This window comes from Pseudomonas sp. B14-6 (assembly GCF_013260315.1).
In the GTDB taxonomy this organism is placed as follows: Bacteria; Pseudomonadota; Gammaproteobacteria; order Pseudomonadales; family Pseudomonadaceae; genus Aquipseudomonas; species Aquipseudomonas mandelii.
Genome location: NZ_CP053929.1, coordinates 2,455,632 through 2,482,591 on the forward strand (window position 1 = coordinate 2,455,632; position 26,960 = coordinate 2,482,591).

A 26,960-nucleotide genomic window follows, 5' to 3' on the forward strand; every position below is an offset into this window, starting at 1 on the left:
AGATTAAAAAATGACGAGAGCGAAATGACTTTACCTTTTTACACACAGATGTGCGTGTTCTACTTGTTTAGTTTCGCAGCTGTTTATGCGATTTTGCGCTTCATACCTGCAGCCCCAGTCATCGCGGAGCAATGGGGGAAGAAACTGCTGATCAAGGCATTCCCGCCTGTATCCGACAACGAACATTACAAATTTTCAATTTTGCGGGCGCTGTTTGGACTGATCCTGCTACTCAGAGCAACTAACATACAATTACTGCTGCTGCCTGAAGAACGCTTAGGCTTGATTGGCCTGTTTAGTGCACTAGACATCATTGCCTCTTTCATGTTGATGGTTGGACTGTTCACCCAGGTTGCGTTGGCATTTTCCATATTTGTAATGTGGCAAGTCGGAGAAAGCGTCCTCGGCACCAGCACACTGGGCAATGATATTGCTGCAATCCTGAGTGTTCTTTTATTACTAACCAGCGCCGGCAAGTATCTCTCAGTGGATGCACTGATTATAAAACGCTGGAATGTGAGCCCAGCGGTGCTGCTTTACACCAAGGCACCACCAGACAAGATTACCATTGCACTGGCAAAATTCGCCGCCTTATTCTCCTACTGGCTGGTGTGTGTGTATTCGCTTTCCATGCACATTAACGAACCCGCTTGGACGACCGGAATCGCCGGTCCGTTGTTGTTGAGCAATAATTTCATGTCTCAATGGCATGCCGGGTTCGAAGCAATTTTCGTGTCCCATAACTTAGCGAACTTGATCGCCAAATATACACTTTGGCTCATGATGGCCTGGTATGCCACCATCCTGCCGTTTACGCTACTGGGCGGCCTGTGGCGTAAGTATGTAATTGTCTGGGCATTGATGTTCTTTTCCCTGTCGATGTTCGTCCTGAACCTTGGATCGCTAGGAGAAATCGAATTTGTATTGTGGGCAGCCATTTTCTGGCCATCGCTTGGCGTTAGTTCAAAACCAAAACTTTTGCTGTTCTATGATGACAAGTGCAACATGTGCGACAAAACGGTTCAAGTCCTCACTTATCTGGACGTCTTCAACCGTATACGTCTTATGCCCGTATCAAAGAGTGCCGACCAGCTTCTAAAATACAATATAAGCAATGAAGAAGCCTTGACGGATCTTTATGGAGTCAATGAAGAAACCGGGAAAACGTTCGGCGGTTATGATCTTTACTGCAAACTAGCCATTCACCTGGTTCTGCTGTGGCCTGTCAGCCCGCTGCTTTGGCTCGGCCGGTTATTCGGCACCGGTGCAGGTATCTACCGAATCATTGCAGTAAGACGGCGAAAGCTATTTGGTGTTTGCACGCTGGCAAGGCCCAAAGTCAATCACGACATCCAGTCTACTCCTGTCAATCGACCGTCTCGCCTCTCAATTGCTGTCGTTGCACATGTAATGCTGCTAGGCACCATTTATTTTTTCTCTATACCAGCACCCTATATTGGAATCACTGGATCAAGTAGTGCTGGCACAAGTGCTGCTCATTTTTATGGCATAGCCCCCATAAATGTTTTCAATAAAACCGACCTTCGAATGTCCGAAAACTGGTTCACTCTGACTGACGTCGAGTCAAATACACTCCTTCCTTATTTCAATGAGAACGGCGAGCGTCTCCCCTATCATAAATCCGACAGGGTCTATTTCGGGTACACCTTAAGGTTCAGGCGCGGAGAGATCGACAGTACGGACTGTGCTTTCGACCGCCAACAAGTATCCATTGACTACCTGACTCGTACTTGGCTGATTCGATCATCTACCCATCATCAGCCCCGTCAATTTACCTACACCCAATATTATCAGCCGATAGCCGACAATGGATCCTTGCTCGAAAACCTCTACACGCCGGGCAAGCGGGTCGTTCGCTGCACGCAAACTTATGAGGTATCCATTCAATAACGCAGGCCAACGGCACCGCCGATCACTTCGATGCAGCACGGGTCGAATTTGAGATCAGGGCCGGGTGGCAATACAACTGCCGGCATACCTACGCTACTATGTGCCCAGTGGCAGGCATGAACCTCGGGTTCATTGCGCATCAGTTCGGAGATAGCGTGCAAATGCTATTGTCGACCTCCGCTCGGTGCATCCCCCAGTGAAGACTGGCGCGAACCCAGGAAGCTGGAACAAAGCCTGACTGGTACAAAATTGGTACAGACAGAAACCGTACCCCTCTAGAACCCATACGGAATAAAGCTCTGTGACATTGGAACAGAATTACACCGCGATTCTCGGCCAACTGGGCGAGGACGTCTCCCGCGAGGGCCTGCTCGACACGCCAAAGCGTGCCGCCAAAGCCATGCAGTACCTTTGCCGCGGCTATGAACAGACACTGGAAGAAGTCACCAACGGTGCCTTGTTCAGCTCTGACAACAGCGAAATGGTGCTGGTCAAGGACATCGAGCTTTACTCGTTGTGCGAACACCACCTGTTGCCGTTCATCGGCAAGGCTCACGTCGCCTACATCCCCAGCGGCAAAGTATTGGGCCTGTCGAAAGTCGCGCGGATCGTCGATATGTACGCTCGCCGCCTGCAGATCCAGGAAAACCTCAGCCGCCAGATCGCCGATGCGGTCCAGCAAGTCACCGGTGCCCTGGGCGTTGCGGTGGTGATCGAGGCCAAGCACATGTGCATGATGATGCGCGGTGTGGAGAAGCAGAATTCGTCGATGATCACGTCGGTGATGCTGGGTGAGTTCCGCGAAAACGCCGCGACACGCAGCGAGTTTCTCAGCCTGATCAAGTAATTCGTTACACGAAGAAAACCGGCATTCATCGCCGGTTTTTTTTCGCCCGTGAAAAATCAGGTAAGCTGCGCGCCTTCCGTTCGCCCTGTGAGGCTTATTCCGTGTTCGTAAAAGCGCTTCGTGTCGGCCTTGGCCAACTGATCATCTTCATCGATTTCATTACCCGCCCAGGCAAGAAGCAGCGCCCCGCCGCCGCTCAGGCTCAGGTCGAAACAGCGGCCAAGGACCTGACGCTGTATCAGTTCCACGCCTGCCCGTTCTGTGTGAAAACCCGTCGCACCCTGCGTCGTCTGAATGTGCCGGTAACGTTGCGCGATGCGAAGAACAACGAACAGGATCGCCAGACCCTGCTGGAGCAAGGCGGCAAGATCAAGGTGCCGTGCCTGCGCATTGAAGAAAATGGGCAGACCACCTGGATGTATGAGTCCAAGGTGATTATTGATTATCTGGATAAGCGGTTCGCAGCTGCCTGACACGGCGGATCTCGAACAAAAATAAACCGGCCCATTGGCCGGTTTATTCGTTTCTACCCTCCCCCCAGTCGTTTCCCCGCTTGCTTGTGATGCGAGCCGGGCTCGGTCAGCGGTACGACGAAGGCCTCCCTCCCGGCGATATATCCCTATTGCCAAACTTTTCGTCTACAAAATCAAAAACATTATTTGCTTTATTTGTATACAAAAGCATAATCCACTTCGTGCGAGTTTCTGACCAGCCGGTCAACAAATTCGCAAGTGCCTCAAAGGGCCGCTGCCACCCTCATGGGTCCGGCCCTGGAAATAACAATAAAACTCTTGAGGAGTATTCGCTGTGGAAAGCCGCAAATCCGAAGCCCCGACGCTGGAACTCTCGCCGCCGTTACGCAATGGCTTGCTTGAGCGCATTTTCAAACTCAGCTTGCACGGCACCACGGTGAAGACCGAGCTGATTGCCGGTCTGACAACCTTCATCACCATGGCCTACATCATCTTCGTCAACCCCAACATCATGGCCGACGCCGGGATCGATCACGGTGCCGCGTTCGTCGCGACCTGTATCGCTGCTGCGCTCGGTTGCCTGTTAATGGGCCTGTATGCCAACTGGCCGGTCGGCCTGGCACCGGGCATGGGGCTGAACGCCTTCTTCACTTACACCGTGGTCGGCACCATGGGCTACAACTGGGAAACCGCCCTTGGCGCGGTGTTTGTTTCCGGTGTGTTGTTCATGTTCCTGACCTTTTCGCGGATTCGCGAATGGTTGCTCAACAGCATTCCTGTGAGTCTGCGCTACGCCATGGGCGCCGGCGTGGGGCTGTTTCTTGGGTTGATCGGCCTGAAAACCGCCGGCATTGTCGTTGATAGCCCGGCCACCCTGATCAAGCTCGGCTCCCTGCGCGAGCCCGGCCCGTTGCTGGCCGCCATCTGCTTCCTGATGATCGCCGTGCTCAGCTACCACAAAGTGTTCGGTGCGATCCTCATCAGCATCATCACCGTGACACTCGCGGGCTGGGGCCTGGGCCTCGTCCACTACGAAGGCATCATGTCTGCCCCGCCAAGCCTGGCGCCCACCTGGATGGCCATGAATGTTGCCGGCGTGTTCAACGTCAGCATGATCAGCGTGGTGCTGGCCTTCCTCTTCGTGCACATGTTCGACACCGCCGGCACCCTGATGGGCGTCGCCCAGCGCGCCAACCTGGTGAACGCGGACGGCCGGATCGAAAACCTTTCTCGCGCCATGAAAGCTGACAGTGCTTCCAGCGTGTTTGGCGCTGTAGTCGGCGTCCCACCCGTCACAAGCTATGTGGAAAGTGCCGCTGGCGTAGCGGCGGGTGGTCGGACTGGTCTTACCGCCGTGACCGTGGGTGTGTTATTTGTTGCAGCCATGTTCTTCGCTCCACTGGCGGGCATGATCCCTGCTTATGCAACAGCGGGTGCGCTGATTTATGTGGCGATGCTGATGATGGGCGGCATGGCGCACATCGAATGGGACGAAGCGACCGACAGCATTCCCGCGATCGTCACTGCGATCATGATGCCGCTGACGTTCTCGGTTGCCGATGGCATCGCGCTGGGCTTTATCACCTACGTGGTCCTGAAAGCCTTCACCGGCAAGCACAAGGAAATTTCCGTCAGTCTGTGGGTGTTGTGCGCGATCTTCATCGCCAAGTTTATTTTCTTGTAAGCGTTACGGCGTCAGTGTTTCAAATCAGCCTCACCCCGTCGGGTGGGGCTTTTGCACAAATGGAGGAAAGTGATGAGTCTGGAAACCTGGCTGCTGTTCAGCGGCGCTGCGCTGGTGGTGATCCTGATCCCGGGGCCCCTGTCTTTGCTGATGATCAGCAACAGTCTGAATTACGGTTTGCGCCGCTCTTACCCGGCGTTCCTGGGGGGCGTTATTGCCTCGATCTGCCTGCTCAGTGCCTCGGCGCTGGGCCTGGGCGCCCTGTTGCTGGCATCGGAACAGTTGTTTAGCGCGCTGAAAATCGTTGGTGCGCTGTACCTGTTCTACCTCGCCTGGCAGAGCTGGCAGCAATCGCGCCAGCCATCGGTTGGCGCTGAAGTGCCCCAGGCTGCACCGGTGCCACGTTTTCGTGCCCTCTTCGGACGCGCATTCGTGTTGGGCGCGAGCAATCCGAAGGATATTTTGTTCTTTGCTGCTTTCCTGCCGCAGTTTCTGAGCGCCGAACAACCGTTCCTGCCGCAGTTGCTGATGATGATTGCGACCTGGACTGTGCTGGATCTGCTGTGCAAATTAGCTTATGGGCTGGGCGCTCATGGTGCGGCCAGGTATTTACGCAGTGGCAAAGGACAAAGTTGGTTTAACCGGGTGAGCGCAGGACTCTTCAGTGGAGCGGGCGCAGCCTCCTTACTAAGCAACCACTGATCGTATTGCCCTATTACTTGAACACTTGGTTTCATTAGATGTTATCAACGCCAACGCACTAAGAAGTGTTTGCCAAGGATGGCATCACTTCAACCCCGCCCCGCAACAAACCGCAACACGCGATATAAATATATATAGTTGTCTTTTCAGAACCCCCCTACCATGGCGCTGCGATTTTGCACACGACGCCAGGAAAAGGAAGTTCCTATGGCAATGGTTTTCCAAACCCCAGATCCCGATCACTACAATGCCGTCGAAGTGACGGATATTGAACTGCAAGCCAATGAGTACTCCCCAACCACTATTGATTTCGATAAAGAAAGCATCGCCTCCGCCCCGCAACAAACAAATGCCAATAAAAGCCAGCTACGCGTTATTGATGAGCTGTTCGGCCCTATGAAAATAGGCACCCACTCGATTACCCGGTGTGCACTGGATGCACTGGGCGCGACATCAAATGGTCAGGGATTGAACGCTCAAAACACGTTCTTTCGACACCCCAAGCGGTCTTTTATCAACGCCTTGCAATTTGACCCTTTATTTATTGAAGCGCGTATGCGATTCACCGGCACCCGGGATGATTACGCACTGCCTTCCTTGCTGTTTGAAATGGCGTCGCAACGCCCATTAACGGCTCCGCCCCTGCTAAGAGAATTACCTGATCCCGCTGCCGATCCTGAACAGTACCGCCACAAACTGGACAAATTGCTGAACGCGGCGCAGAGGCTTGATATACGCCACGCGCACTTGTCCAAAACCACACCTCCCTGGGTGAATCGGGTCAAAAGTAGCAGCATGGTCAGCATGGGGACCGGGCTTCAGGCCTTCGGTATTTACAGCGGGCTGCGCGGCCTGCAAGACGCCATTGCAAGAAAAGATCATGGCGAAGTTGTATTCAACAGCCTCAGCACTTCAGCGGAAGTCACTTCATTAGCCGTCGAAGTGGCGGTCACCAAGCAAGCAAAATACATGATCGAAGCCGGGCAAAAAGCCTACGGGGATTTTGCCAAAACCAGCTTCGGCGTTCGACTGGGGCGTGGCGCGGGGCTGATCGCGAGCGCACTGACGTTGCCCTTCGATGTCATGACCGCCGTCAAATCCTTTAATAGCGCAGCGGCAACCACAGGCAAAGAAGCCACGGATCACTATGTCGCTGCTGGCTTGAGTGTGACCAGCGCGGCCATGACGTTGATTCTGGGTGCCGCCGCACTGGCAGGTTTCTCCTTTATCGGCCCGGTGGGGCTGACGGCCGGACTTCTGCTGGTGGCAGGTTCTCAGGTCTATGCGGCGGTACGCGTTGTCGACGATATCGATGATTACATCGAACTCACTACCCATGAGCGCCTGCGCACGGGCTGGTTCGCCTTTTGGGGAATTCTCCCCGACGACGACATACAAACCCGCCACGCGATTGCCAAATCAACGGTTGAACATTCGAGACTGTTACAAGCGACCGCCCGAAAATTACTGGAAGGAAAATTAAAAGACAGTACAGAAGTCATTGTAAACGGCAAGTTCAAGGTCGAGCTAAAGCCGACACAGGTGCCTAGCTTCGATTGGGAGGCGCAACAGTACCTATATAAAACCATACAAAAACCGCACGTCATTGATAGTAACGACACGATTGATGCTCGGGACGGTGTAACTGACGACATGCCCGGCGCGGAGTTCGGAACGCCAGGAGAGAACAAAGGTGCGGTGTGGTTTATGGGTGGCGGCGACGACACCATCGTGGGTGTTGAAAAAAAGCCAAACAGATTCTATTACGGCGCAGGTATCAAGCATCTGACCGGGGGAGAGAAAGACGATGAATTCATCTTCGAAGGCGCCGCCGAACTTCTCAAAAACGGTCCAAAAGACCCTCTACCCACTCTTCTGAAAGGTGGTTTGGGCAGCGATACGCTAGTGGTTACCGGGAGCTATCCTGAGGGCAACCGCCAAAGATTCGGGTATTTCATCGATCTGAACGAAGGACGACTGTCCATCATCACCCGTGACCAGACCAATGAGGGCCGTTTCAACTATCGGCACACGCTTCTGGAGAGCATTGAGAACGTCGAAACCCTGGCCGGTGCGCAAAACAAGGTCATCGGTACGGGCGGCCCGAATGTCATCAAGTCGCGCGGTCGCGACACCATTGAGGCGGGCGCCGGGGATGACAAAATCTATCTCCTGAACAATGAAGGTACAGCCGCCGGAGGTCCCGGAAAGGATCACTACGCGGTGGCCCATAAACCCGGCAACGTATTCATTACTGAAGATGGCGTGGAAGAGAGCGTCATTGCACTTGACTGGAGAATGGACCTGATAAAGAGCTGGAAAATCGACAATCACGAACTGGTCATCACCTCAGGCTTTGATCTCGACGATCTTAAAGAGCGGGATGTCTACATCAAGGGCGTCTATAAAACAGCCAACGATCGACGGCAACTGCAGAACAGGAAACTGACTTTCGTTACAAAGGACGGGTTTCATTTGATGCCTGAACTTCCTGAAACCATAGAGACTGCCGGCTCCCTCGAGATTAAAACAGTCGTTACTCAACAGGGAAAAACCCAAAACCCGGTCATCCTTTACAACCGTGAATACACGATCGCACACGACAAAAACACGAGTTATTTTGTTTCGCGACTCAATAAACATACGATCCTTACAGTAAAACAACGAAGCACAAACACGCTGGCAACCCTTTATCTGGAATATGCCAGCCATGAACTGACGCGGGTCGAGGCTTACTTCAAGGTAGACCTGATGCGCCAACGTGACTTTGATCGCATCATGTACAAAGAATGTGGTCTGACCTTTCACTTTGACAGTCAGCGATTGACTATCAACAACCTGGCCAGCTCTATCTGGAGCGGCGACCAGAGAATCACAAGCCGACTGACGCGCCCCACCAACGTGTTGAACCAAGCTGTTCTTCTGATCATGAATGACGGTGTTTCTTATAGAGTCGATCCACCCTCTTTGCCCGATTCAGCTTTCTCCAACGATCAGTTCGAAATAAACGGTCCAATGGAGCGCACCCGCCAAGTGCCGCTGCCACTCGCGGCCAGAGATGGAGCGTCTGTTTTTTGTCAGCCCTTGGACAACGAGGCCCTTCACCTGGGCAACCGGGAGAAGTGTGTCCAACTGGTCGCTTACCCTGAACAAACAACCATCGAACATCTGGAGGGTGACGGCTCGACGTACCTTGTCCACCTCAGCTCCGAAATGACGCTAGGCATTTCAACGCCAGGCGCTCGAGCGAACGCCCTACTCAAATCGCCATCGGCGTCTACCTGGGAATTCGATGCAACGAGCCTCGCCTACACCAGAATCAAACGGGTGGACGACTGTCTGCTGATCGGACATACCGTCATTCACCTTCCGCACTACGACGACCCACAAGATTTGATCGATCAGATACGGGTCATCACGCCAGACGGCGTTGTCTATAAAGTCGATCTGGATTTCGACGAAGTCTATATTGACTCACTGGATGGCCGGTATTTCAAAGGCGATGTTCTGAACGAGGGCGCCCTATTGGCAGAACTGAGAGCCTTGGAAATGGAGGACCTCGCCGTTCGAAACATAGCCCTGAGAGACGGTACTGTCGGCAGTCTGTCTTACAACCTGTCGGACCGTCGTTGGATACTTGATACAGACACGTCCCGCACTGTCCTTTACGCCGACCTGGTGCCTTTACACCGGTGCGCCCACCAACTCGAACACTGTTATGAGTTGATGGCGTTTGGCACTCGCTCCACCCCTCCGGTAAGCGCCGCCGATCTGCGGATACTTTTAGACACCTGCAAACTTCTATAGCGCCTACGCAAGACTTCAAACCTCAGGATCAGGCAGACGTCTTTTGTAGCAAATACCACCACACCCTATACATATTTATAGCCTCTCGACGGTTGATCCAATCAAAACTAACCACCGTGTTTTCCAGGGCCGTGCTTCTTCACGAGCCCTGCTTTTCACCCAACTAATTTTTCGTCTGTATCAGCGGCCAGTTCTGATTCAGACCTTCACCAGATTATTATCGGATCTACGGCCATGGCTAAACCACCCAAGAAAATTCCAAACCCCAATACGCCTGGCACTTCATCATCCTCCACCAGACTCTCTTCTGAGGATGACGTGCCCAGGGTCGGCCCGTCCGGCCGTAATGACGCGCCCGTGCAGGGAGAACTCACTCCCCTTGTCCCTGCCTCAAATACGTTGCCAGGCGACACTTCCCAGCAACAGCCCGTGGTTGTCACCCACATGCCTGCTCGCACTCCTCACCCCTTTTTGCAACCGGAGAACAGGGTGTCCTGGCCTCTTGAGCAGGTTGATCAACTGATACGCATCGGTGACACCGGGCTCTTCATGAGCAAAGAGCAAAGGTTATATGCCCACATTGAATACGCAGGCATTGGCAGAGTGGAACCGAACGCCAACGGAGACTACCAAGTCTATTTCCCTTTCGCCCCTGACCATGCCGGACCGGTGCTGAAGAAGGTTGAAGGCAAGCCGCTGTGGTCCATTTTTCCGTCAACTCCAGGCGAACAAAAAGTGGGTTCGCGCGTGACCGCTTCGACCTTCGCGGCCCCCGTCCATCTGATCAACAATCCACTGGTGATCAGAAAACTACCCGCCGCTGACAGGCTTGGAATTCGCTGGCACAACCTGAGAAGTTATGTCGAGTTGCTCGACGAAGGCATTGTTCAAGTCGTCAGAAACGCGAATGGCGATTATCAGGCGACCTTCGGCCAGGAATGGACACCTTCCGGCCCCGTACTCGAGAGGGTTGGACTGACACGATTCTGGCGACGTAAAGCTCCAACGCAAACCACTGATCAACTGACGGCTCGTCAACCGTCCTCCACCGTCGAAGAAGCCGGTCCGAGCAAGCGCCAGCGCCTTGAGGAACATGAACAGCAGCCAGGCCCCATTGGACCCGAGCAACAGGTTATTCCTCTCTACCCCGCCCACCCGACCAATGAAACCCCCCACCTGTGGGCATCCTGGGGAAAGGTCAACAAGCCGCATTCAACGGAATCCATACAGATCGGTGAACTGCATTATGAAACGGTACCCAAGGTCAAAAACGTACCAAAAGTCTTGAATTACCTCCAGCATCCCCAATTCCAGCCTTCTCGTTTCGACTTGTTTGAACAGATGTTGCACGCGAAACCCTGGTTGCAGCCCGTACCGGTAGTCCTGAACAGCGATGGCAAGTGGATTGTGAATAGCACCCGCCGATTGTTTGAAAAACCGATGACAGAGTCTGTTTCAACTACCTTCCCGGACTTTTCACCGGTCACCTCGCGCGCTGTCGCAAAGCGACTATTCGAATATTCGGGGGGATCCGAGGTAATCGCCCGCGACGGCTTGTACACCACCATATTGACGCTGGATCACTGGAAGGAACGGGCGGGCATCTTTGATGCAAAGTTCGAAAATCCGATTGATTTATTGCCTGTCGCTTCACGCATGGATGATGAGGGGACAATCATTTCCATGGTGCCTCCGGAATTTGGCGAACCCTTGCGCAGGCTGGACTTCCTCCCCAGGCATTTCCAGATGGAATGGGACAGCTTTGTCGCGGATCGCTCTGACTACAACCTCAAACGGTTAGTCAGCACCGCATTGATCCGCAACGGGTATGACGTGTTTCCTTTATTGAATGAACATCGCAATCCCAAGTTGATTTTCAAGCGCGAGGGTCATGACAAGGTTTACTTCCTGAAACTCGGTATCGTCGAGAAAAATGCGATTGGACTAAAACCGTCTCTTGCGCCCGAACTTGCCTACCAGGCGTTAGCTTCACAGGTGGGTAATGAAGCCCGGCAAGCTCTCATTACCGCCAACCAACAAAACAACATTGTCTGGTTATTAGGCGGCGTTCAAACAACGCCGTCTGGATGGCAGTCTGTTTTTATTATCAGAGAGCGCTGATACCGCCTTTCTTCAGTGATAGCCGCACATCATTAAACGCCCCTTATCGGGCCTCAGATACTTATTGTTTAAACATTACCCACTTATATAAACATCCAGGAATACGACCGATGGCCAAACCACCAAAAAGAGTTTCAACTTCCAATACACCTGATACCTCGACAACACTTCCAAGGTCTTCGTCAGAAGACAGCCGGGTACGAGGCGGCCATCAGGCCGCAACGGTTGGCACATCGCGGGGAGACGCCAATCCCGTTTCAGACGCCAATGTGCCAGGTTCATCGCAAAGTACCTTGCCTCGTCAGCCTGTCGTCGTTAGCGACATGTCGGCTAACCCTACAAGCGATGCCGAGATGGCTACCCGCATGATTTCCTGGCCTCGGAACAAGGTCGACGAACTATTCAGCATCGCCGACACCGGGCTTTTCATGAGCCGCCAGCAGCAGCTTTACGCCGATATTGGAGAGGAAGGCATTTTTCTGATCAGGGCAAACGCGAGAGGCGACTACCAGGTGCCTCTTCCGTTTGCCCCGGGCCAACCCGGGCCGATCCTCACGAAGGTGCCTGGCCAGGCGCAGTGGAAAATCACTCGCGAGGGCATGGTCCTTCCCATCGCAAGCGTTCCCGTGAGGCCGGAAACGCTGGAGATCATTCCTCGGCACCTGGCCGACAAACTGACGTCACCCGATGCCAACGGTCTTCGTTACGACAAGCTGAAGAGAACCTATGTCGACGTGACGGAAGAAGGCACGGTCATGGTCCGCAAAAATACGGACGGCCACTATCAGGCCTCCTCGACGAGCGAATTGATCCCTTCGGGCCCGTTACTCGAAAACATTGAAGGGATGACACTTTGGCAACGCAAGGCAACCAACACACCGGCCTCAGACGCTGAAGATTCAGGACCCACCCCAGGCAAGCGCCCTCGTCTGGACGAACAGGTCGAGGCGGCCAACCCCGTGGCCGATAACAACCCTCCTGCTGCCACCCTGAATGACAACCCTTATTTATGGGCCTCCTGGGGGAAAATAACCAAGCCTGATTCGGTGGAATCCATCATGATCGGCCAACTCCATTATCCGATCGTGCCAAAGGGGCCAATGGCCGATCAGCTCCCCCTCGTGTTCATTCAACACCCGGAATTTGCGCCCTCTCGCTTCGAGGCCTTCGAGCGCATGTTGCAAGAGGCACCTTCGTTGCAACCCGTCGCCACCAGCCACCACGCCGCAACAAATACCCGGAAAGTCGACGGCGCTGCTCGACTCTTTGAGAAAACACTGACGCAACAGGTCGCGGATGTTTACAAGGGTTTCACCGAGCCGACATCCCGCGCCGTCGCCAAGCGACTATTTGAGCTATCCAACGAGTCGGCGGAGTTCAACGGCAGCGGTTTGGCCCGAATGAAGCAAACCTTTCGCTACTGGGAGGGCAAATCGAACCTGGGCGTGCCACGGCTCGGCGACCCATTGGACATGTTGCCTATTGCGTCCAGTAATGATGGCGCCCGACGAATCGTCGAATTACACGCTCCGGATTCCGTGACGCCCTTACAGCAGTTGAACTTCAACCCCGAGAGCACTCATGCCTGGCAGTTCTACGCCGAGTTGCCCAACGCGCCGGGACGACTTTCGTTGTTGCTCGCGTCGATACTGGGCCACAGCGGTTACAAGGTCTTCCTTCCCGCAAACGTAGAGAATGTTCAGCTCACGCCTCCAACGCTGGTATTTAAAAGGCCCAATCACGACAAGGTGTACTTTTTGAAAGTGGGACGTGTGGAGACCGATGCGATTGAAATTCTGCCGCCGTCCATGGCAGAGCTTGACGACCCTCATCTGAAGACGCGAATCGGCGACGAAGCGCACCAGTCACTGGTTGCCGCCGATGCGAAGGGTGATGTGGTATGGCTGATGGGCGGCGTCCAGCACCTGCTCGCAGGAAGCCCTTCGGTGTTCATCATCAAGGAACGCTGATAGCGAAACGTGCGCACCTCGCCGTCCATCAGCGGGGTGCAACCCAAGGTATCCGTGTCAAACACAAGGCAAAAAAAAGCCCGCAGTGTGAGCGGGCGAAAGACCAAAGAAGCTATATGCGCAGTCGCTTCCAGGTTGAGGCAGCTGCTTGGGGGATCAGCTGCCGCGGTACGTGGAATAGCTGTAAGGCGAAATCAGCAATGGCACGTGATAGTGATCCTGTTCCGCAGAGATGCCGAACCGCAGCACCACCACGTCCAGGAACGCCGGTTCCGGCAACTGAACACCCCGGGCGCGGTAGTAATCGCCCGCATGAAACTGAACCTGATAGACCCCGGAACGGTAGTCATCGCCTTGCAGCAGCGGTGCGTCGACACGGCCGTCGCTGTTGGTGATCGCGCTGGCGACCAATTCCAGCTGCGAGCCTTCAACGCGGTACAGCTCGACCTTGATCGAGCTGCCCGGGCAACCGTGTGCAGCGTCCAAAACGTGTGTAGTCAAACGTCCCATTGATTCTGCGCGCCTGCCTGCATGGAGCAGTCAGACCTCGCGCCTCCCGAAGTCAGTTGAAAGGAGACCGCACCGGTTCGGAGCACGAAACGCTGCGGCGAGCGACTGATTAAGACACTTTTCAAAAAAATTGTACACAATAAAAACGACATTTTTCCAACCAGTGCCGCCATCCAGGATTTCATAACAAATCTGACGCCAAACCATGCGCTAAAAGGTCCTTCCATCCATTAGCTGACCATTCGGGCAGGTTTCTTGCAATAACATGCAAAGATGACAGCTCATCAAAAATGCAAAAAATCAGGCTTACAAAGTGAACATAAAGTTGTATACAATCAGTCCATCGCTGTGACGCCAGCCTGTCATCTCACCGCCAGGCCGCCACACAACCTGTCAACGAACAAGAAGGAAGACTGCAGTGAGCGCTGACTACCCACGCGACCTGATCGGTTACGGCAGTAACCCTCCTCACCCACACTGGCCCGGCAATGCCCGCATCGCCCTGTCGTTCGTGCTCAATTACGAGGAAGGTGGCGAGCGCAATATCCTGCACGGCGATAAAGAATCCGAAGCCTTCCTCTCGGAAATGGTCTCGGCGCAGCCGCTGCAAGGCGCGCGCAACATGAGCATGGAATCCCTTTACGAGTATGGCAGCCGCGCCGGCGTCTGGCGGATTCTGAAACTGTTCAAGGAATTCGACATTCCGCTGACCATCTTCGCCGTGGCCATGGCCGCCCAGCGTCACCCGGACGTGATTCGCGCGATGGTCGATGCCGGCCACGAGATCTGCAGCCACGGCTACCGCTGGATCGACTATCAGTACATGGATGAGGCGCAGGAACGCGAGCACATGCTCGAAGCGATCCGCGTCCTCACCGAAATCACTGGCGAACGCCCGCTGGGCTGGTACACCGGCCGCACCGGCCCGAACACCCGTCGCCTGGTGATGGAAGAAGGCGGTTTCCTCTACGACTGCGACACCTACGACGACGACCTGCCCTACTGGGAACCGAACAACCCGACCGGCAAGCCGCACCTGGTGATTCCGTACACCCTGGACACCAACGACATGCGTTTCACCCAGGTCCAGGGTTTCAACAAGGGCGACGATTTCTTTGAATACCTCAAAGACGCGTTCGACGTGCTGTATGCCGAAGGCGCCGAAGCACCGAAGATGTTGTCGATCGGCCTGCACTGCCGCCTGATCGGCCGCCCGGCGCGCCTGGCCTCGCTCAAGCGCTTTATCGAGTACGCTAAAAGTCATGAACAGGTGTGGTTCAGCCGTCGCGTCGACATCGCTCGCCACTGGCACGAAACCCACCCGTACCAAGGGGCTGCCCAATGAGCACCTTCCAGACCGTCAAACCTTCGAGCCTGAGCCGCGACGCGTTTGTCGCCGCGTTCGCCGATATCTACGAACATTCGCCATGGGTGGCCGAGAAGGCCTTTGACCTGGGGCAGGACGCCTCGATCGATGAGATCGAAACCCTGCACCAGCGCATGAGCGACATCCTGTTGAGCGCCGATCATCAAAGCCAACTGGCCCTGATCAACGCTCACCCGGACCTGGCCGGCAAAGCCGCTGTCCAGGGCCAGCTTACCGCGGCCAGTACTGAAGAACAGTCGGGCGCGGGGATTCACCAATGCACGGCCGAAGAGTTTCAACGCTTCACCGAGCTGAACGACGCCTACAAGGCCAAGTTCAAGTTTCCCTTCATCATGGCGGTAAAAGGCAGCAACCGGCATCAGATCCTCGCGGCGTTCGAAACGCGCATCCACAATTCGGCGGATACCGAATTCAAATGCGCGCTGGCGGAGATTAACAAGATCGCCCTGTTCCGTTTACTGACTCTCTAGCAAGCTTGGCCCGAGAAACCTCTAGAACGCTTGCGTTTCCCAGGGCCCTGCAAGCATCCCAAGCCAACTTATTAAAGGCAGACAAGAAGAATGAAAGCTTACGCCGTACCTTTCGAGAAGTTCGTCAACCTGGCCGACGCCCGCCTGGGCACCAAAATCATCTCGGTCACCGATGACTGGTTCGCAGACGCCAACCGTCTGTTCCAACCGACCCCGGCCGTATGGAAGGAGGGCGTGTTCGATGACAACGGCAAGTGGATGGACGGCTGGGAGTCGCGCCGCAAGCGCTTTGAAGGCTACGACAGCGCCGTCATCCGCCTGGGCGTTCCGGGATCGATTAAAGGTGTGGACATCGACACTTCATTCTTCACCGGCAACTTCCCGCCGTCGGCCTCCCTGGAAGCCTGCTTCCTGGCCTCGGGCGAGCCGGACGACAACACCCAGTGGACTGAAGTGCTGTCCGCCGTCGAGCTGCAAGGCAACAGCCACCATTACCACGAAATCAGCAATGACCAGGCCTTCAGCCACCTGCGTTTCAACATCTACCCGGATGGTGGCGTGGCCCGTCTGCGTGTCTACGGTATTCCGTTCCGCGACTGGTCCGCTGTCGGCGACAACGAACAGGTTGACCTGGCAGCAGCCCTCAACGGTGGCCGCGCCCTCGCCTGCTCCGACGAACACTTCGGCCGCATGAGCAACATCCTCAACCCGGGCCGTGGCATCAACATGGGCGACGGCTGGGAAACCGCACGTCGTCGCACGCCGGGTAACGACTGGGTCATCGTCGCGCTGGGTCATGCCGGCGAGATCGAAAAAGTCATCGTCGACACTCTGCACTTCAAGGGCAACTACCCGGACACGTGCTCGATCCAGGGCGCGTTCGTGAAGGGCGGCACCGACAGCCAGATCGAAACCCAATCGCTGTTCTGGCGTGAACTGCTGCCGGCGCAGAAACTGGAAATGCACGCCGAACACACCTTCGCCGAGCAGATCAAGGCGCTGGGCCCGATCACCCACATCCGCCTGAACGTGTTCCCGGATGGGGGCGTGAGCCGCCTGCGGGTATTGGGCAAGGTCGCTAAATAAGCGGCGCGCCCTTCGCGGGCAAGCCTCGCGCCTACAGGCATCACCGACCGTAGGAGCGAGGCTTGCCCGCGAAGACGCCAGAACAAACAACATTGAATTCGGAAAAGAAGACCAGCATGCGCACATTGACGATTGAACCGCTGACCAAAGAAGCCTTCGCCCCTTTCGGTGACGTGATCGAAACCGACGGCAGCGATCACTTCATGATCAACAACGGTTCGACCATGCGCTTTCACAAACTGGCGACGGTGCAAACCGCCACGCCAGAGGACAACGCGATCATCAGCATTTTCCGCGCCGACGCGCAGGACATGCCGCTGACCGTCAGCATGCTGGAGCGTCACCCGCTGGGCAGTCAGGCGTTCATTCCGCTGCTCGGCAACCCCTTTCTGATCGTGGTCGCGCCACTTGGCGATGAACCTGTATCAGGCTTGGTCCGCGCCTTCGTCACCAACGGCAGGCAGGGCATTAATTACCATCGCGGCGTTTGGCACCATCCGGTGCTGACGATCGAAAAGCGGGATGACTTCCTGGTGGTTGATCGCAGTGGCACAGGCAATAACTGCGATGAGCATTTTTTCAAAGAGGATGAGCGTTTGATCCTTGCCCCCCACCAATAAGAGAAGGTCTGATCACTCGACAACAGAGTGACAGGCGAGAGGTAAAGACTGTGGAAGCACATCTGTTGGAATGGCTGAACCTGAGCGTGCGCTGGGTTCACATGATTACTGGCGTGGCCTGGATCGGTGCGTCGTTCTATTTCGTCTGGCTGGAAAACAACCTCAATCGGGTCAACCCGAAAAGTGGTCTTGCGGGCGATCTGTGGGCGATCCACGGCGGCGGTATCTACCACCTGGAAAAATACAAATTGGCCCCGCCGACCATGCCGGACAACCTGCACTGGTTCAAATGGGAAGCCTACTTCACCTGGTTGTCGGGGATCGCGCTGCTGTGCGTGGTGTTCTACTCCAACCCAACGCTGTACCTGCTGGCACCGGGCAGCAGCCTGACCGGCCCTGAAGGGGTCGCACTGGGCATCGCCTCGTTGTTCGTCGGCTGGTTCATCTACTCCTTCCTCTGCGACTCGGCCCTGGGCAAACGCCCTGCCCTGCTAGGCTTCATCCTGTTCGTGCTGATCATTGGCGCCGCTTACGGCTTCAGCAAAGTGTTCAGCGGTCGTGGTGCGTACCTGCACGTCGGCGCGATCATCGGCACCATCATGGTCGGCAACGTGTTCCGCATCATCATGCCGGCGCAACGAGCATTGGTGGCGGCGATTGCCGAAAACCGCACGCCGGACCCGGCACTGCCGGCCAAAGGCTTGCTGCGTTCGCGTCACAACAACTACTTCACCTTGCCGGTGCTGTTCATCATGATCAGCAACCACTTCCCGAGCACCTACGGCAGCCAATACAACTGGCTGATCCTGGCCGGGATCGCGGTGCTGGCGGTGTTGGTGCGTCACTACTTCAACACCCGTCATGACAGCCACAAGTTTGCCTGGACCCTGCCTGTCGCGGCTGTTGGCATGATCTGCCTGGCTTACGTCACCGGCCCGGCGCAAATGCCGAGCGCACCTGAAGTGGCCAAGGCGCCTGGCACCATCGAGTACCAGCCGCTGCCGGAAACCGCCATCGGTGGTGGTGCCAAACCTGCCGCTGCGAAGCCTGCAGAAGCACCGGTCCAGGCGTCCAACGCCGGCCCGAGTTTCGACAAGGTGCACAGCGTGATCCAGGAACGTTGCTCGGTGTGCCATTCGGCCAAACCGACCAGCCCATTGTTCAGCGCGGCTCCGGCCGGTGTGATGTTCGACACCCCCGAGCAGATCCGCCAGAACGCCGCGCGCATCCAGGCTCAGGCCGTTACCAGCCAGATCATGCCACTGGGCAACATCACCCAGATGACCCAGCAGGAACGTGACCTGATCGGTGCGTGGATTGTTCAGGGCGCTCCGACCAACTAACCGTTGAAAAGCTTCGCGGGCAAGTCGGATCGCCGCACCGCTCGCTCCTACGGATATGCAGTGTCCCTGTAGGAGCGAGCGGTGCGGCGATCCGACTTGCCCGCGAATGGCCGCGCCGCGGTCAATCCTGATGCACAAAATCACAAGAATAAAAAAGATCCGAGGTGTTGCATGTCCGAGCTATCCGAAGCACGCATCCCCGACGCACCCGCAATTCAGCGTTTGCCCCTTTTGCAACTGATCCTGGTCGGCTTGCAACACGTTCTGCTGATGTACGGCGGCGCCATCGCGGTGCCGCTGATCATCGGGCAGGCCGCCGGCCTGAGTCGTGAAGAAATCGCCTTCCTGATCAACGCCGACCTGCTGGTGGCCGGGATCGCGACCATCGTGCAATCGCTGGGCATCGGCCCGATGGGCATCCGTATGCCGGTGATGATGGGCGCCAGTTTCGCCGCCGTCGGCAGCATGGTCGCCATGGCCGGCATGCCCGGGATCGGCCTGCAAGGGATCTTCGGTGCAACCATCGCCGCCGGTTTCTTCGGCATGATCATCGCGCCGTTCATGTCCAAGGTCGTGCGCTTCTTCCCGCCGCTGGTGACCGGCACGGTCATCACCTCGATCGGTTTGTCGCTGTTCCCCGTGGCCGTCAATTGGGCGGGCGGCGGTGCCGGCGCCACTCAATTCGGCTCACCGATTTACCTGGCCATTGCCGCGCTGGTGCTGGCCACCATTCTGCTGGTCCACCGCTTCATGCGCGGGTTCTGGGTCAACATTTCCGTGTTGATCGGCATGTGCCTGGGCTACGTAATCTGCGGGCTGATCGGCATGGTCGACCTCAGCGGCATGGCGGATGCGCCCTGGGTGCAGATTGTCACCCCGCTGCACTTCGGCATGCCCACGTTTGAACTCGCACCCATCCTGTCCATGTGCCTGGTGGTGGTGATCATCTTCGTCGAGTCCACCGGGATGTTCCTCGCGCTGGGCAAAATCACCGGCCAGGAAGTCTGCCCACGGATGCTGCGCCGCGGCTTGCTGTGTGATGCCGGCGCCTCGTTCTTCGCAGGTTTCTTCAACACCTTCACCCACTCTTCGTTCGCGCAAAACATCGGCCTGGTGCAGATGACCGGTGTGCGTTGCCGCTCGGTGACCATCGTTGCCGGCGGTTTGCTGGTGGTGCTGAGCCTGTTGCCGAAAGCGGCGTTTCTGGTGGCCTCGATTCCACCGGCGGTACTGGGCGGCGCAGCGATTGCGATGTTCGGCATGGTGGCCGCCACCGGGATCAAGATTCTTCAGGAAGCCGACATCGGTGACCGTCGCAACCAGTTGCTGGTGGCGGTGAGCATCGGCATGGGACTGATTCCCGTGGTGCGTCCGGAGTTCTTCGCGCACTTGCCGTTGTGGATGAGTCCGATCACCCACAGCGGCATTGCGATGGCGACGTTGAGTGCGCTGTCGCTGAACCTGCTGTTCAACATTCTTGGCGGCAAAGAACGCGCCGCGATCAACGACTGTCACGCCCACTCGCATTAAGTCAGCAACGCACGAACCCTGTAGGAGCCCGCTTGCTGGCGAAGGCGGCGTGTCAGACGACATCAAAATTGGATGTTCTGACCTCATCGCCAGCAAGCCAACTCCTACAAGGTCGGGGACTGCCTGCGCCTTGCAAAAATAAAAACAAGAGGGAGCAACAGATGATTCGGACACAGAAAAAACTGCTGTTGGGCGGTGGCCTTCTGGCCGCAAGCCAGGCCATGGCTGGCGATTTACTGCTGTGGCAGACCAACAGTCTGAGCTATTTGTACGGCAAGGATTTTGCGGTCAACCCGTCGATCCAGCAGACGATAACCTTTGAGCATGCCGACCGCTGGAAATACGGCGACAACTTTCTGTTCGTCGACAGCACTTACTACAACGGCGAGAAAGACCGGAACAAAGGCGTTCACGCCTATTACGGCGAGTTCAGCCCGCGCCTCTCCTTCGGCAAAATCCTCGACCGCCGTTTCGAGTTCGGCCCGATCAAGGACGTGTTGCTGGCCATGACCTACGAGAATGGCGAAGACGACACCGAGGCCTACCTGATCGGCCCCGGTTTCGACCTCGCGGTTCCCGGCTTCAACTTTTTCACCTTGAACTTCTACTATCGCCAGACCGAAGGCTCGCGCCCTGGCGACGATGTCTGGCAGATCACGCCGGCCTGGTCTTACACCCTGCCATTGGGCAACTCGAACCTGTTGATCGACGGCTACATCGACTGGGTGGTGGATAACGACCAGAACTCACAGGGCACCTACCACGCCAACTTGCACGTCAACCCGCAGATCAAGTACGACCTGGGCAAGGCCCTGGGCTGGCGGGAGAAACAGGTGTACGTCGGCGTCGAGTACAGCTATTGGAAAGACAAGTACGGCATCGAAAACAACGGCAACTTCGACACCAATGAAAACACCACCAGCCTGCTGCTGAAGGTGCACTTTTAAGATGGCCCGCAACCGTGCTCCAAACCTGTCGTCGGTGCGCTGTTGCGGGGCACTTGAGACCTGGCCAAGGAGTCAGTATTCTCCGCGGCCGCCTGAATCCGCTTTAAAAAAAAGCCCGGATTTAATTCCTGACCAGAAAGCCAACTTATCCCGGCTCTGCACGGTTCCAAGGCATTCCAAAACCCCTCTCAATCGACTGCTCTTGAGCAGCCGAGCGGGAGTTTTTTGGCTTTTCGAACGCCTTGGCTCAGCTCTTGCTATCAGCACTGAAGCTGACCGACTGGATGATTTTTTACCGCTACAGAAAAAGGCGCCACACCAGAGCGTCGACCTTAGAAAAATAACGTGGAACCACCTACTTTTTGGGAGCAACCGAATGAAACGTACGTGCACCAGCCTGATGCTCGCGGGATCGTTACTGGCCGGGGGCCAGGCCATGGCCGGCGACTTGCTGCAATGGCAGGACAACAGCCTGACTTATCTGTATGGCAAGGACTTCCAGGTCAACCCGCGCATTCAGCAGACGGTGACCTTCGAACACGCCGACGGCTGGAAATATGGCGACAACTTCTTCTTCATCGACAAGATCTTCTACAACGGCAAGGAAGACGCCTTCGCCGGTGAGAACACCTACTACGGCGAATTCAGCCCGCGTCTGTCGTTCAACAAGATCTTCGACCAGAAGCTCACGTTTGGCCCGGTCAAAGACGTGCTGCTGGCCATGACTTACGAGTTCGGGGAAAACGATACCGAGTCCTACCTGATCGGTCCCGGTTTCGACCTGGCGATCCCTGGGTTCGACTACTTCCAGCTGAACTTCTACAACCGCCATACCGAAGGCGACCGTCCGGGTGACAACATCTGGCAGGTCACCCCGGTCTGGTCCTACACCATACCGGTCGGCGACTCGAACATCCTGATCGATGGTTTCATGGACTGGGTGGTCGACAACGACGTCAACAAAAAAGGCGAATATCACGCCAACCTGCACTTCAATCCGCAGGTCAAATACGACCTGGGCAAGGCACTGAACCTGGGCGAAAAGCAGTTGTACGTCGGCGTCGAGTATGACTACTGGAAAAACAAGTACGGCATCGAAGACAGCAAGGGTTTCAAGACTGATCAGAGCGTGACCAGTTTCCTGGTCAAGGTTCACTTCTGATCCGGCGGCGTCTCTAAGGACGCCATCGCTAGCAGGCTAGCTCCCACAGTTGATCTTCGTCGCGCTGAAGATCCCCTGTGGGAGCTAGCCTGCTAGCGATAGCAACACCGCCGATCTCAGGCCGTAACCACAGGCTCCGCCAACCCGAGAAACCGGCACAACTCCCCGCGCTTGGCCAACGCATCCCGTCGCCCCAGATCAATCAGCTCGCTGCAATACCCCGCCTCGAACAGCAGATAACTCAACACCCCCGCCCCGCTCGTCTTGGTCGCCCCCGGCCCGCGCAGAAACAGGCGCAACGCCGCCGGCAATTCCTGCCGATGCCGCGCGGCAATTTCATCGATCGGCTGACTCGGCGAAATCACCAACACGTCCACTGGCGCCACGCCCAACGCGCGCATCGGCGTGCCATCGGGCAGCAAATGACTGAACTGATTCAGACGCTGCAGCAACTCGATGTCACTTTCCAGACTGTCAATGAACGTGCTGTTGAGCATGTGCCCGCCGATCTGCGCGAGGGTCGGCTGCTGACCGGTGTAGGCGCGTTGCAGCGGTTGCTCCGGGTCGACCCCGCGCGGGTTGCCGCTGACGCCCACCACCAGCACGCGGCTGGCGCCCAGGTGCAGGGCCGGGCTGATCGGTGCCGATTGGCGCACCGCGCCATCGCCGAAATACTCTTCGCCGATTTTTACCGGTGCGAACAACAAGGGAATCGCTGAACTGGCCAGCAAGTGATCGACGGTCAATTGCGTGGGCACGCCGATCCGCCGATGGCGCAACCAGGCATCGATGGTGCCGCCGCCCTGATAGAACGTGACGGCCTGCCCGGACTCGTAACCGAACGCCGTGACCGCCACCGCCTGCAACTGCTTCTGGGCGATGGCCTCGGCGATGCCGTTCATGTGCAATTTGTCGTTGAGCAACCCGCGCAGCGGCGAACTGTTGAGCAAGGCCACCGGAACCTGAGCGCCGATGCCGAGCAAACTGTGGCTGACGAAGCGGCTGGCCTGATGGATCACGCCCGGCCAGTCGCTGCGCAGCACCAAGTGACTGCGAAAACCCTGCCAGAACGCAGTCAGGCGCTCGATCGCGCCACGAAAGTCCATCGCCCCGCTGGCCAGGCTCACTGCATTGATCGCCCCGGCCGAGGTACCGACAATCACCGGAAACGGATTCGCCGCGCCCACTGGCAGCAACTCCGCAATCGCCGCCAGCACGCCCACCTGATACGCCGCCCGAGCCCCGCCGCCGGAAAGAATCAACCCTGTAACCGGTTCAGCAGGACTCATCGCAACACTCCATGGTGCAAAAAAGGGATCAGCCGCGTTTCTTGTACAGCTTCGGCTCGCCCGGTGGACGGCTCTTGAAGCGCCGATGGGCCCAGAGGTATTGCTCGGGGCACTCACGCAGAGCGCCTTCGACCCACTGATTGATGCGCAGGCAATCGGCCTCTTCGGTCTCGCCAGGGAAACCTTCGAGCGGTGGGTGGATCATCAACCGATAGCCGCTGCCGTCCGCCAGACGCTCCTGGGTGAACGGAACCACCAGCGCCTTGCCCAGCCGGGCGAATTTGCTGGTGGCCGTGACCGTCGCGGCCTGAATCCCGAACAGCGGCACAAAGATGCTCTGCTTGGCGCCGTAGTCCTGATCCGGTGCGTACCAGATCGCCCGACCGGCCCGCAGCAATTTGAGCATGCCGCGCACGTCGTCGCGCTCCACGGCCAGCGAATCGAGATTGTGCCGCTCGCGGCCCCGGCGCTGGATGTAGTCGAACAAAGGATTCTTGTGTTCGCGGTACATGCCGTCGATGGTGTGCTGCTGCCCCAACAGCGCCGCGCCGATTTCCAGCGTGGTGAAATGCACCGCCATCAGGATCACGCCCTTGCCTTCGCGCTGGGCCTTTTTCAGATGCTCCAGGCCTTCGACATGGGCCAGCTTCGCCAGACGCTGACGCGACCACCACCAGCTCATGGCCATTTCAAAGAAGGCGATGCCGGTGGAGGCGAAGTTTTCCTTGAGCAGGCGCTTGCGCTCGTCGGCGGACTTTTCAGGGAAACACAGTTCCAGATTGCGTTTGGCAATGCGCCGTCGGTCGCCGGCCAGCCGATACATCAAGGCGCCCAACAAGCGACCGATGAACAGCAGCGCCGGATATGGCAACTGAACAATCAGCCACAACAGCCCCAAGCCACACCACAGTGGCCAGAAACGCGGCATAAGAAATGTTTTTCGAAAACGCGGGCGATCCATTAAAGGTTCCGGAAAGACAATGGCCGCGCATTCTACATCGTTCGACCCGGCTTGCGGCTTGCGGGCGTTCTCGTTATAAGTCTCGGCACTTTTAGTGACAAGCCGTTGTATGCCGACCATGAGCCAAACCGAACCGCAAGACCAGGATCCCGTGTTCCAGTTGAAGGGCAGCATGCTCGCCATTACGGTGCTGGAACTGGCCCGCAACGACCTCGAGAACCTTGATCGGCAACTGGCCGCCAAGGTCGCCCAGGCGCCTAATTTCTTCAGCAATGCGCCGCTGGTGCTGGCCCTGGACAAACTCCCGGCCAGCGAAGGCGCGGTCGATCTGCCGGGCCTGATGCGCGTGTGCCGCCAGCATGGTCTGCGCACCCTGGCGATCCGTGCCAGCCGCATCGAAGACATCGCCGCCGCCATCGCGGTGGATTTGCCGGTGCTGCCGCCATCCGGCGCCCGTGAGCGTCCCCTCGACCCGCTCGAAGGCCAGGTGAAGAAAAAGCCGGAAAAACCGCCCGAGCCGACCATCAAACCGACGAAAATCATCACGTCGCCAGTACGTGGTGGCCAGCAGATTTATGCCCAGGGCTGCGACCTGGTGGTGATCTCCTCGGTCAGCCCGGGTGCGGAACTTCTCGCCGATGGGAACATCCATGTATACGGTCCGATGCGCGGTCGCGTGCTGGCCGGGGTCAAAGGCGACACGAAAGCCAGGATTTTCTGTCAGCAGATGAGCGCTGAACTGGTCTCCATCGCCGGCCACTACAAGGTTTCCGAGGATTTGCGCCGTGACCCTTTGTGGGGCGCGGGCGTGCAAGTCAGCCTGTCAGGCGACGTGTTGAACATCATTCGGCTTTAACGGATACTGCCGCATTTTCCAAGCATCTCTAAAACGTAGCGAAAACGGCTCAAACGAAGTAGGAAAAAGGCCAAACGCAGTGTTTATCGCTGTTCTGGACCGGATTCCAGCCAAGGCTGTCCGACTGCAGTAGTTTTTCAAGAGATGTTTTTCAGGGGCTAAAAGTCCTTTTTCCTTAGGGGTGAAACACCTTGGCCAAGATTCTAGTGGTTACATCCGGCAAGGGTGGTGTGGGTAAGACCACCACCAGCGCCGCTATCGGTACCGGCCTCGCACTGCGCGGCCACAAAACAGTGATCGTCGACTTCGACGTCGGTTTGCGTAACCTCGACCTGATCATGGGTTGCGAGCGCCGCGTGGTGTATGACTTCGTCAACGTTGTGAACGGCGAAGCCAACCTGCAACAAGCCCTGATCAAAGACAAACGCCTGGAAAACCTCTACGTCCTGGCCGCCAGTCAGACCCGCGACAAAGACGCGCTGACCGTGGAAGGCGTGGAAAAAGTCCTGATGGCGTTGAAAGAAGACTTCGAATACGTGGTCTGCGACTCTCCGGCCGGCATCGAGAAAGGCGCCCACCTGGCCATGTACTTCGCTGATGAAGCGATTATCGTGACCAACCCGGAAGTGTCCTCGGTACGTGACTCGGATCGCATGCTAGGCCTGTTGGCCAGCAAATCCCGTCGCGCCGAAAACGGCGAAGACCCGATCAAGGAACACTTGCTGCTGACCCGCTACAACCCGCAGCGCGTCAGTGACGGCGAAATGCTGGGTGTCGAAGACGTCAAGGAAATCCTTGCGGTTGCCCTGCTGGGTGTCATCCCGGAATCCCAAGCGGTACTCAAGGCTTCCAACTCGGGCGTGCCCGTGATTCTCGACGACCAGAGCGACGCCGGTCAGGCGTACAGCGATGCAGTCGATCGTCTGCTGGGCAAGGAAAAGCCGCATCGATTTATCGATATCACGAAGAAGGGCTTCTTCGAGCGCCTGTTTGGAGGTAGATAATGAATCTTTTTGACTTCTTTCGTGCCAGCAAAAAGGTCAGCACCGCGTCGGTAGCGAAAGAGCGTCTACAGATCATCGTGGCGCATGAACGCGGCCAACGCAGTACGCCGGACTACTTGCCAGCCTTGCAGAAGGAACTGGTGGAAGTGATCCGCAAGTACGTCAATATCGGGTCCGACGACGTGCATGTCGCGCTGGAAAACCAGGGCAGCTGCTCGATCCTGGAACTCAATATCACCCTGCCGGATCGCTAGTCGGTCCAGCGGGAGCCACGGCGGCT

At 56.7% G+C, this 26,960-nt stretch carries 22 protein-coding genes; 19 read left to right on the forward strand and 3 right to left on the reverse strand.

The window, feature by feature from the left end; translation table 11 throughout:
• The first annotated feature begins 24 nt into the window (after positions 1-24).
• The 8 genes from HP062_RS11130 to HP062_RS11165 all read left to right on the forward strand — a co-directional run bounded on the left by HP062_RS11130 (position 25) and on the right by HP062_RS11165 (position 13,515).
• Positions 25-1,911, forward strand: coding sequence for a DCC1-like thiol-disulfide oxidoreductase family protein (locus HP062_RS11130; RefSeq protein WP_172791409.1), 1,887 nt, complete (start codon positions 25-27; stop codon positions 1,909-1,911).
• 301 nt (positions 1,912-2,212) lie between these two features.
• On the forward strand, positions 2,213-2,758 hold the full coding sequence (gene folE, locus HP062_RS11135; RefSeq protein ID WP_010456659.1) for a GTP cyclohydrolase I FolE: 546 nt from the start codon (positions 2,213-2,215) through the stop codon (positions 2,756-2,758).
• 101 nt (positions 2,759-2,859) lie between these two features.
• Positions 2,860-3,231: a glutathione S-transferase N-terminal domain-containing protein gene (locus HP062_RS11140; RefSeq protein WP_010456661.1), complete on the forward strand. Its 372-nt coding sequence runs from the start codon at positions 2,860-2,862 to the stop codon at positions 3,229-3,231.
• Positions 3,232-3,565: 334 nt separating this feature from the next.
• On the forward strand, positions 3,566-4,915 hold the full coding sequence (locus HP062_RS11145) for an NCS2 family permease (RefSeq protein WP_172791410.1): 1,350 nt from the start codon (positions 3,566-3,568) through the stop codon (positions 4,913-4,915).
• Positions 4,916-4,987: 72 nt separating this feature from the next.
• Positions 4,988-5,617 (forward strand): LysE family translocator, encoded by a 630-nt coding sequence (locus tag HP062_RS11150; RefSeq protein WP_010456665.1) that lies wholly within the window; start codon positions 4,988-4,990, stop codon positions 5,615-5,617.
• A gap of 207 nt (positions 5,618-5,824) precedes the next feature.
• The gene (locus tag HP062_RS11155) at positions 5,825-9,424 is read left to right on the forward strand and encodes a calcium-binding protein (protein WP_172791411.1); all 3,600 of its coding nucleotides are present in this window, start codon (positions 5,825-5,827) and stop codon (positions 9,422-9,424) included.
• A gap of 234 nt (positions 9,425-9,658) precedes the next feature.
• Positions 9,659-11,545: a hypothetical protein gene (locus HP062_RS11160; protein WP_256666158.1), complete on the forward strand. Its 1,887-nt coding sequence runs from the start codon at positions 9,659-9,661 to the stop codon at positions 11,543-11,545.
• A 110-nt stretch (positions 11,546-11,655) separates the two neighbouring features.
• The gene (locus tag HP062_RS11165; protein ID WP_256666159.1) at positions 11,656-13,515 is read left to right on the forward strand and encodes a hypothetical protein; all 1,860 of its coding nucleotides are present in this window, start codon (positions 11,656-11,658) and stop codon (positions 13,513-13,515) included.
• Between the two features lie 156 nt (positions 13,516-13,671).
• Here HP062_RS11165 and uraH read toward each other — a convergent pair whose 3' ends face one another.
• Entirely contained in the window at positions 13,672-14,025 is a 354-nt protein-coding gene (uraH, locus tag HP062_RS11170; protein ID WP_010456673.1) for a hydroxyisourate hydrolase, read from the reverse strand.
• Between the two features lie 418 nt (positions 14,026-14,443).
• On the opposite strand from uraH, the gene puuE reads away from it, so the two are divergent.
• The 8 genes from puuE to HP062_RS11210 all read left to right on the forward strand — a co-directional run bounded on the left by puuE (position 14,444) and on the right by HP062_RS11210 (position 22,570).
• The gene (puuE, locus tag HP062_RS11175) at positions 14,444-15,370 is read left to right on the forward strand and encodes an allantoinase PuuE (protein WP_008031461.1); all 927 of its coding nucleotides are present in this window, start codon (positions 14,444-14,446) and stop codon (positions 15,368-15,370) included.
• The gene (gene uraD / locus HP062_RS11180; protein ID WP_010456677.1) at positions 15,367-15,882 is read left to right on the forward strand and encodes a 2-oxo-4-hydroxy-4-carboxy-5-ureidoimidazoline decarboxylase; all 516 of its coding nucleotides are present in this window, start codon (positions 15,367-15,369) and stop codon (positions 15,880-15,882) included. The genes puuE and uraD overlap by 4 nt, the downstream gene beginning before the upstream one ends.
• Before the next feature lie 90 nt (positions 15,883-15,972).
• Complete coding sequence (alc, locus tag HP062_RS11185; protein WP_059404692.1) at positions 15,973-16,968, forward strand: allantoicase; 996 nt, start codon at positions 15,973-15,975, stop codon at positions 16,966-16,968.
• Between the two features lie 116 nt (positions 16,969-17,084).
• The gene (locus tag HP062_RS11190) at positions 17,085-17,588 is read left to right on the forward strand and encodes an ureidoglycolate lyase (protein WP_010456681.1); all 504 of its coding nucleotides are present in this window, start codon (positions 17,085-17,087) and stop codon (positions 17,586-17,588) included.
• 50 nt (positions 17,589-17,638) lie between these two features.
• Positions 17,639-18,931, forward strand: coding sequence for a urate hydroxylase PuuD (locus tag HP062_RS11195; protein WP_010456683.1), 1,293 nt, complete (start codon positions 17,639-17,641; stop codon positions 18,929-18,931).
• A gap of 171 nt (positions 18,932-19,102) precedes the next feature.
• Positions 19,103-20,461 carry a nucleobase:cation symporter-2 family protein gene (locus HP062_RS11200; RefSeq protein ID WP_010456685.1) on the forward strand — a complete coding sequence of 453 codons (1,359 nt, stop codon included), beginning with the start codon at positions 19,103-19,105 and terminating at the stop codon, positions 20,459-20,461.
• A gap of 161 nt (positions 20,462-20,622) precedes the next feature.
• Positions 20,623-21,408 carry an outer membrane protein OmpK gene (locus HP062_RS11205; protein ID WP_102595877.1) on the forward strand — a complete coding sequence of 262 codons (786 nt, stop codon included), beginning with the start codon at positions 20,623-20,625 and terminating at the stop codon, positions 21,406-21,408.
• A 376-nt stretch (positions 21,409-21,784) separates the two neighbouring features.
• The gene (locus tag HP062_RS11210; protein ID WP_172791412.1) at positions 21,785-22,570 is read left to right on the forward strand and encodes an outer membrane protein OmpK; all 786 of its coding nucleotides are present in this window, start codon (positions 21,785-21,787) and stop codon (positions 22,568-22,570) included.
• A 116-nt stretch (positions 22,571-22,686) separates the two neighbouring features.
• Here HP062_RS11210 and HP062_RS11215 read toward each other — a convergent pair whose 3' ends face one another.
• Positions 22,687-23,859, reverse strand: coding sequence for a patatin-like phospholipase family protein (locus HP062_RS11215; protein ID WP_010456692.1), 1,173 nt, complete (start codon positions 23,857-23,859; stop codon positions 22,687-22,689).
• Positions 23,860-23,887: 28 nt separating this feature from the next.
• Complete coding sequence (locus HP062_RS11220) at positions 23,888-24,820, reverse strand: lipid A biosynthesis lauroyl acyltransferase (protein ID WP_010456694.1); 933 nt, start codon at positions 24,818-24,820, stop codon at positions 23,888-23,890.
• Between the two features lie 118 nt (positions 24,821-24,938).
• On the opposite strand from HP062_RS11220, the gene minC reads away from it, so the two are divergent.
• The 3 genes from minC to minE all read left to right on the forward strand — a co-directional run bounded on the left by minC (position 24,939) and on the right by minE (position 26,934).
• Positions 24,939-25,676: a septum site-determining protein MinC gene (gene minC, locus HP062_RS11225; protein ID WP_010456696.1), complete on the forward strand. Its 738-nt coding sequence runs from the start codon at positions 24,939-24,941 to the stop codon at positions 25,674-25,676.
• A gap of 191 nt (positions 25,677-25,867) precedes the next feature.
• Complete coding sequence (gene minD, locus HP062_RS11230; protein WP_010456697.1) at positions 25,868-26,680, forward strand: septum site-determining protein MinD; 813 nt, start codon at positions 25,868-25,870, stop codon at positions 26,678-26,680.
• On the forward strand, positions 26,680-26,934 hold the full coding sequence (gene minE, locus HP062_RS11235; protein WP_007898843.1) for a cell division topological specificity factor MinE: 255 nt from the start codon (positions 26,680-26,682) through the stop codon (positions 26,932-26,934). The genes minD and minE overlap by 1 nt, the downstream gene beginning before the upstream one ends.
• The last annotated feature ends 26 nt before the right edge of the window (positions 26,935-26,960 follow it).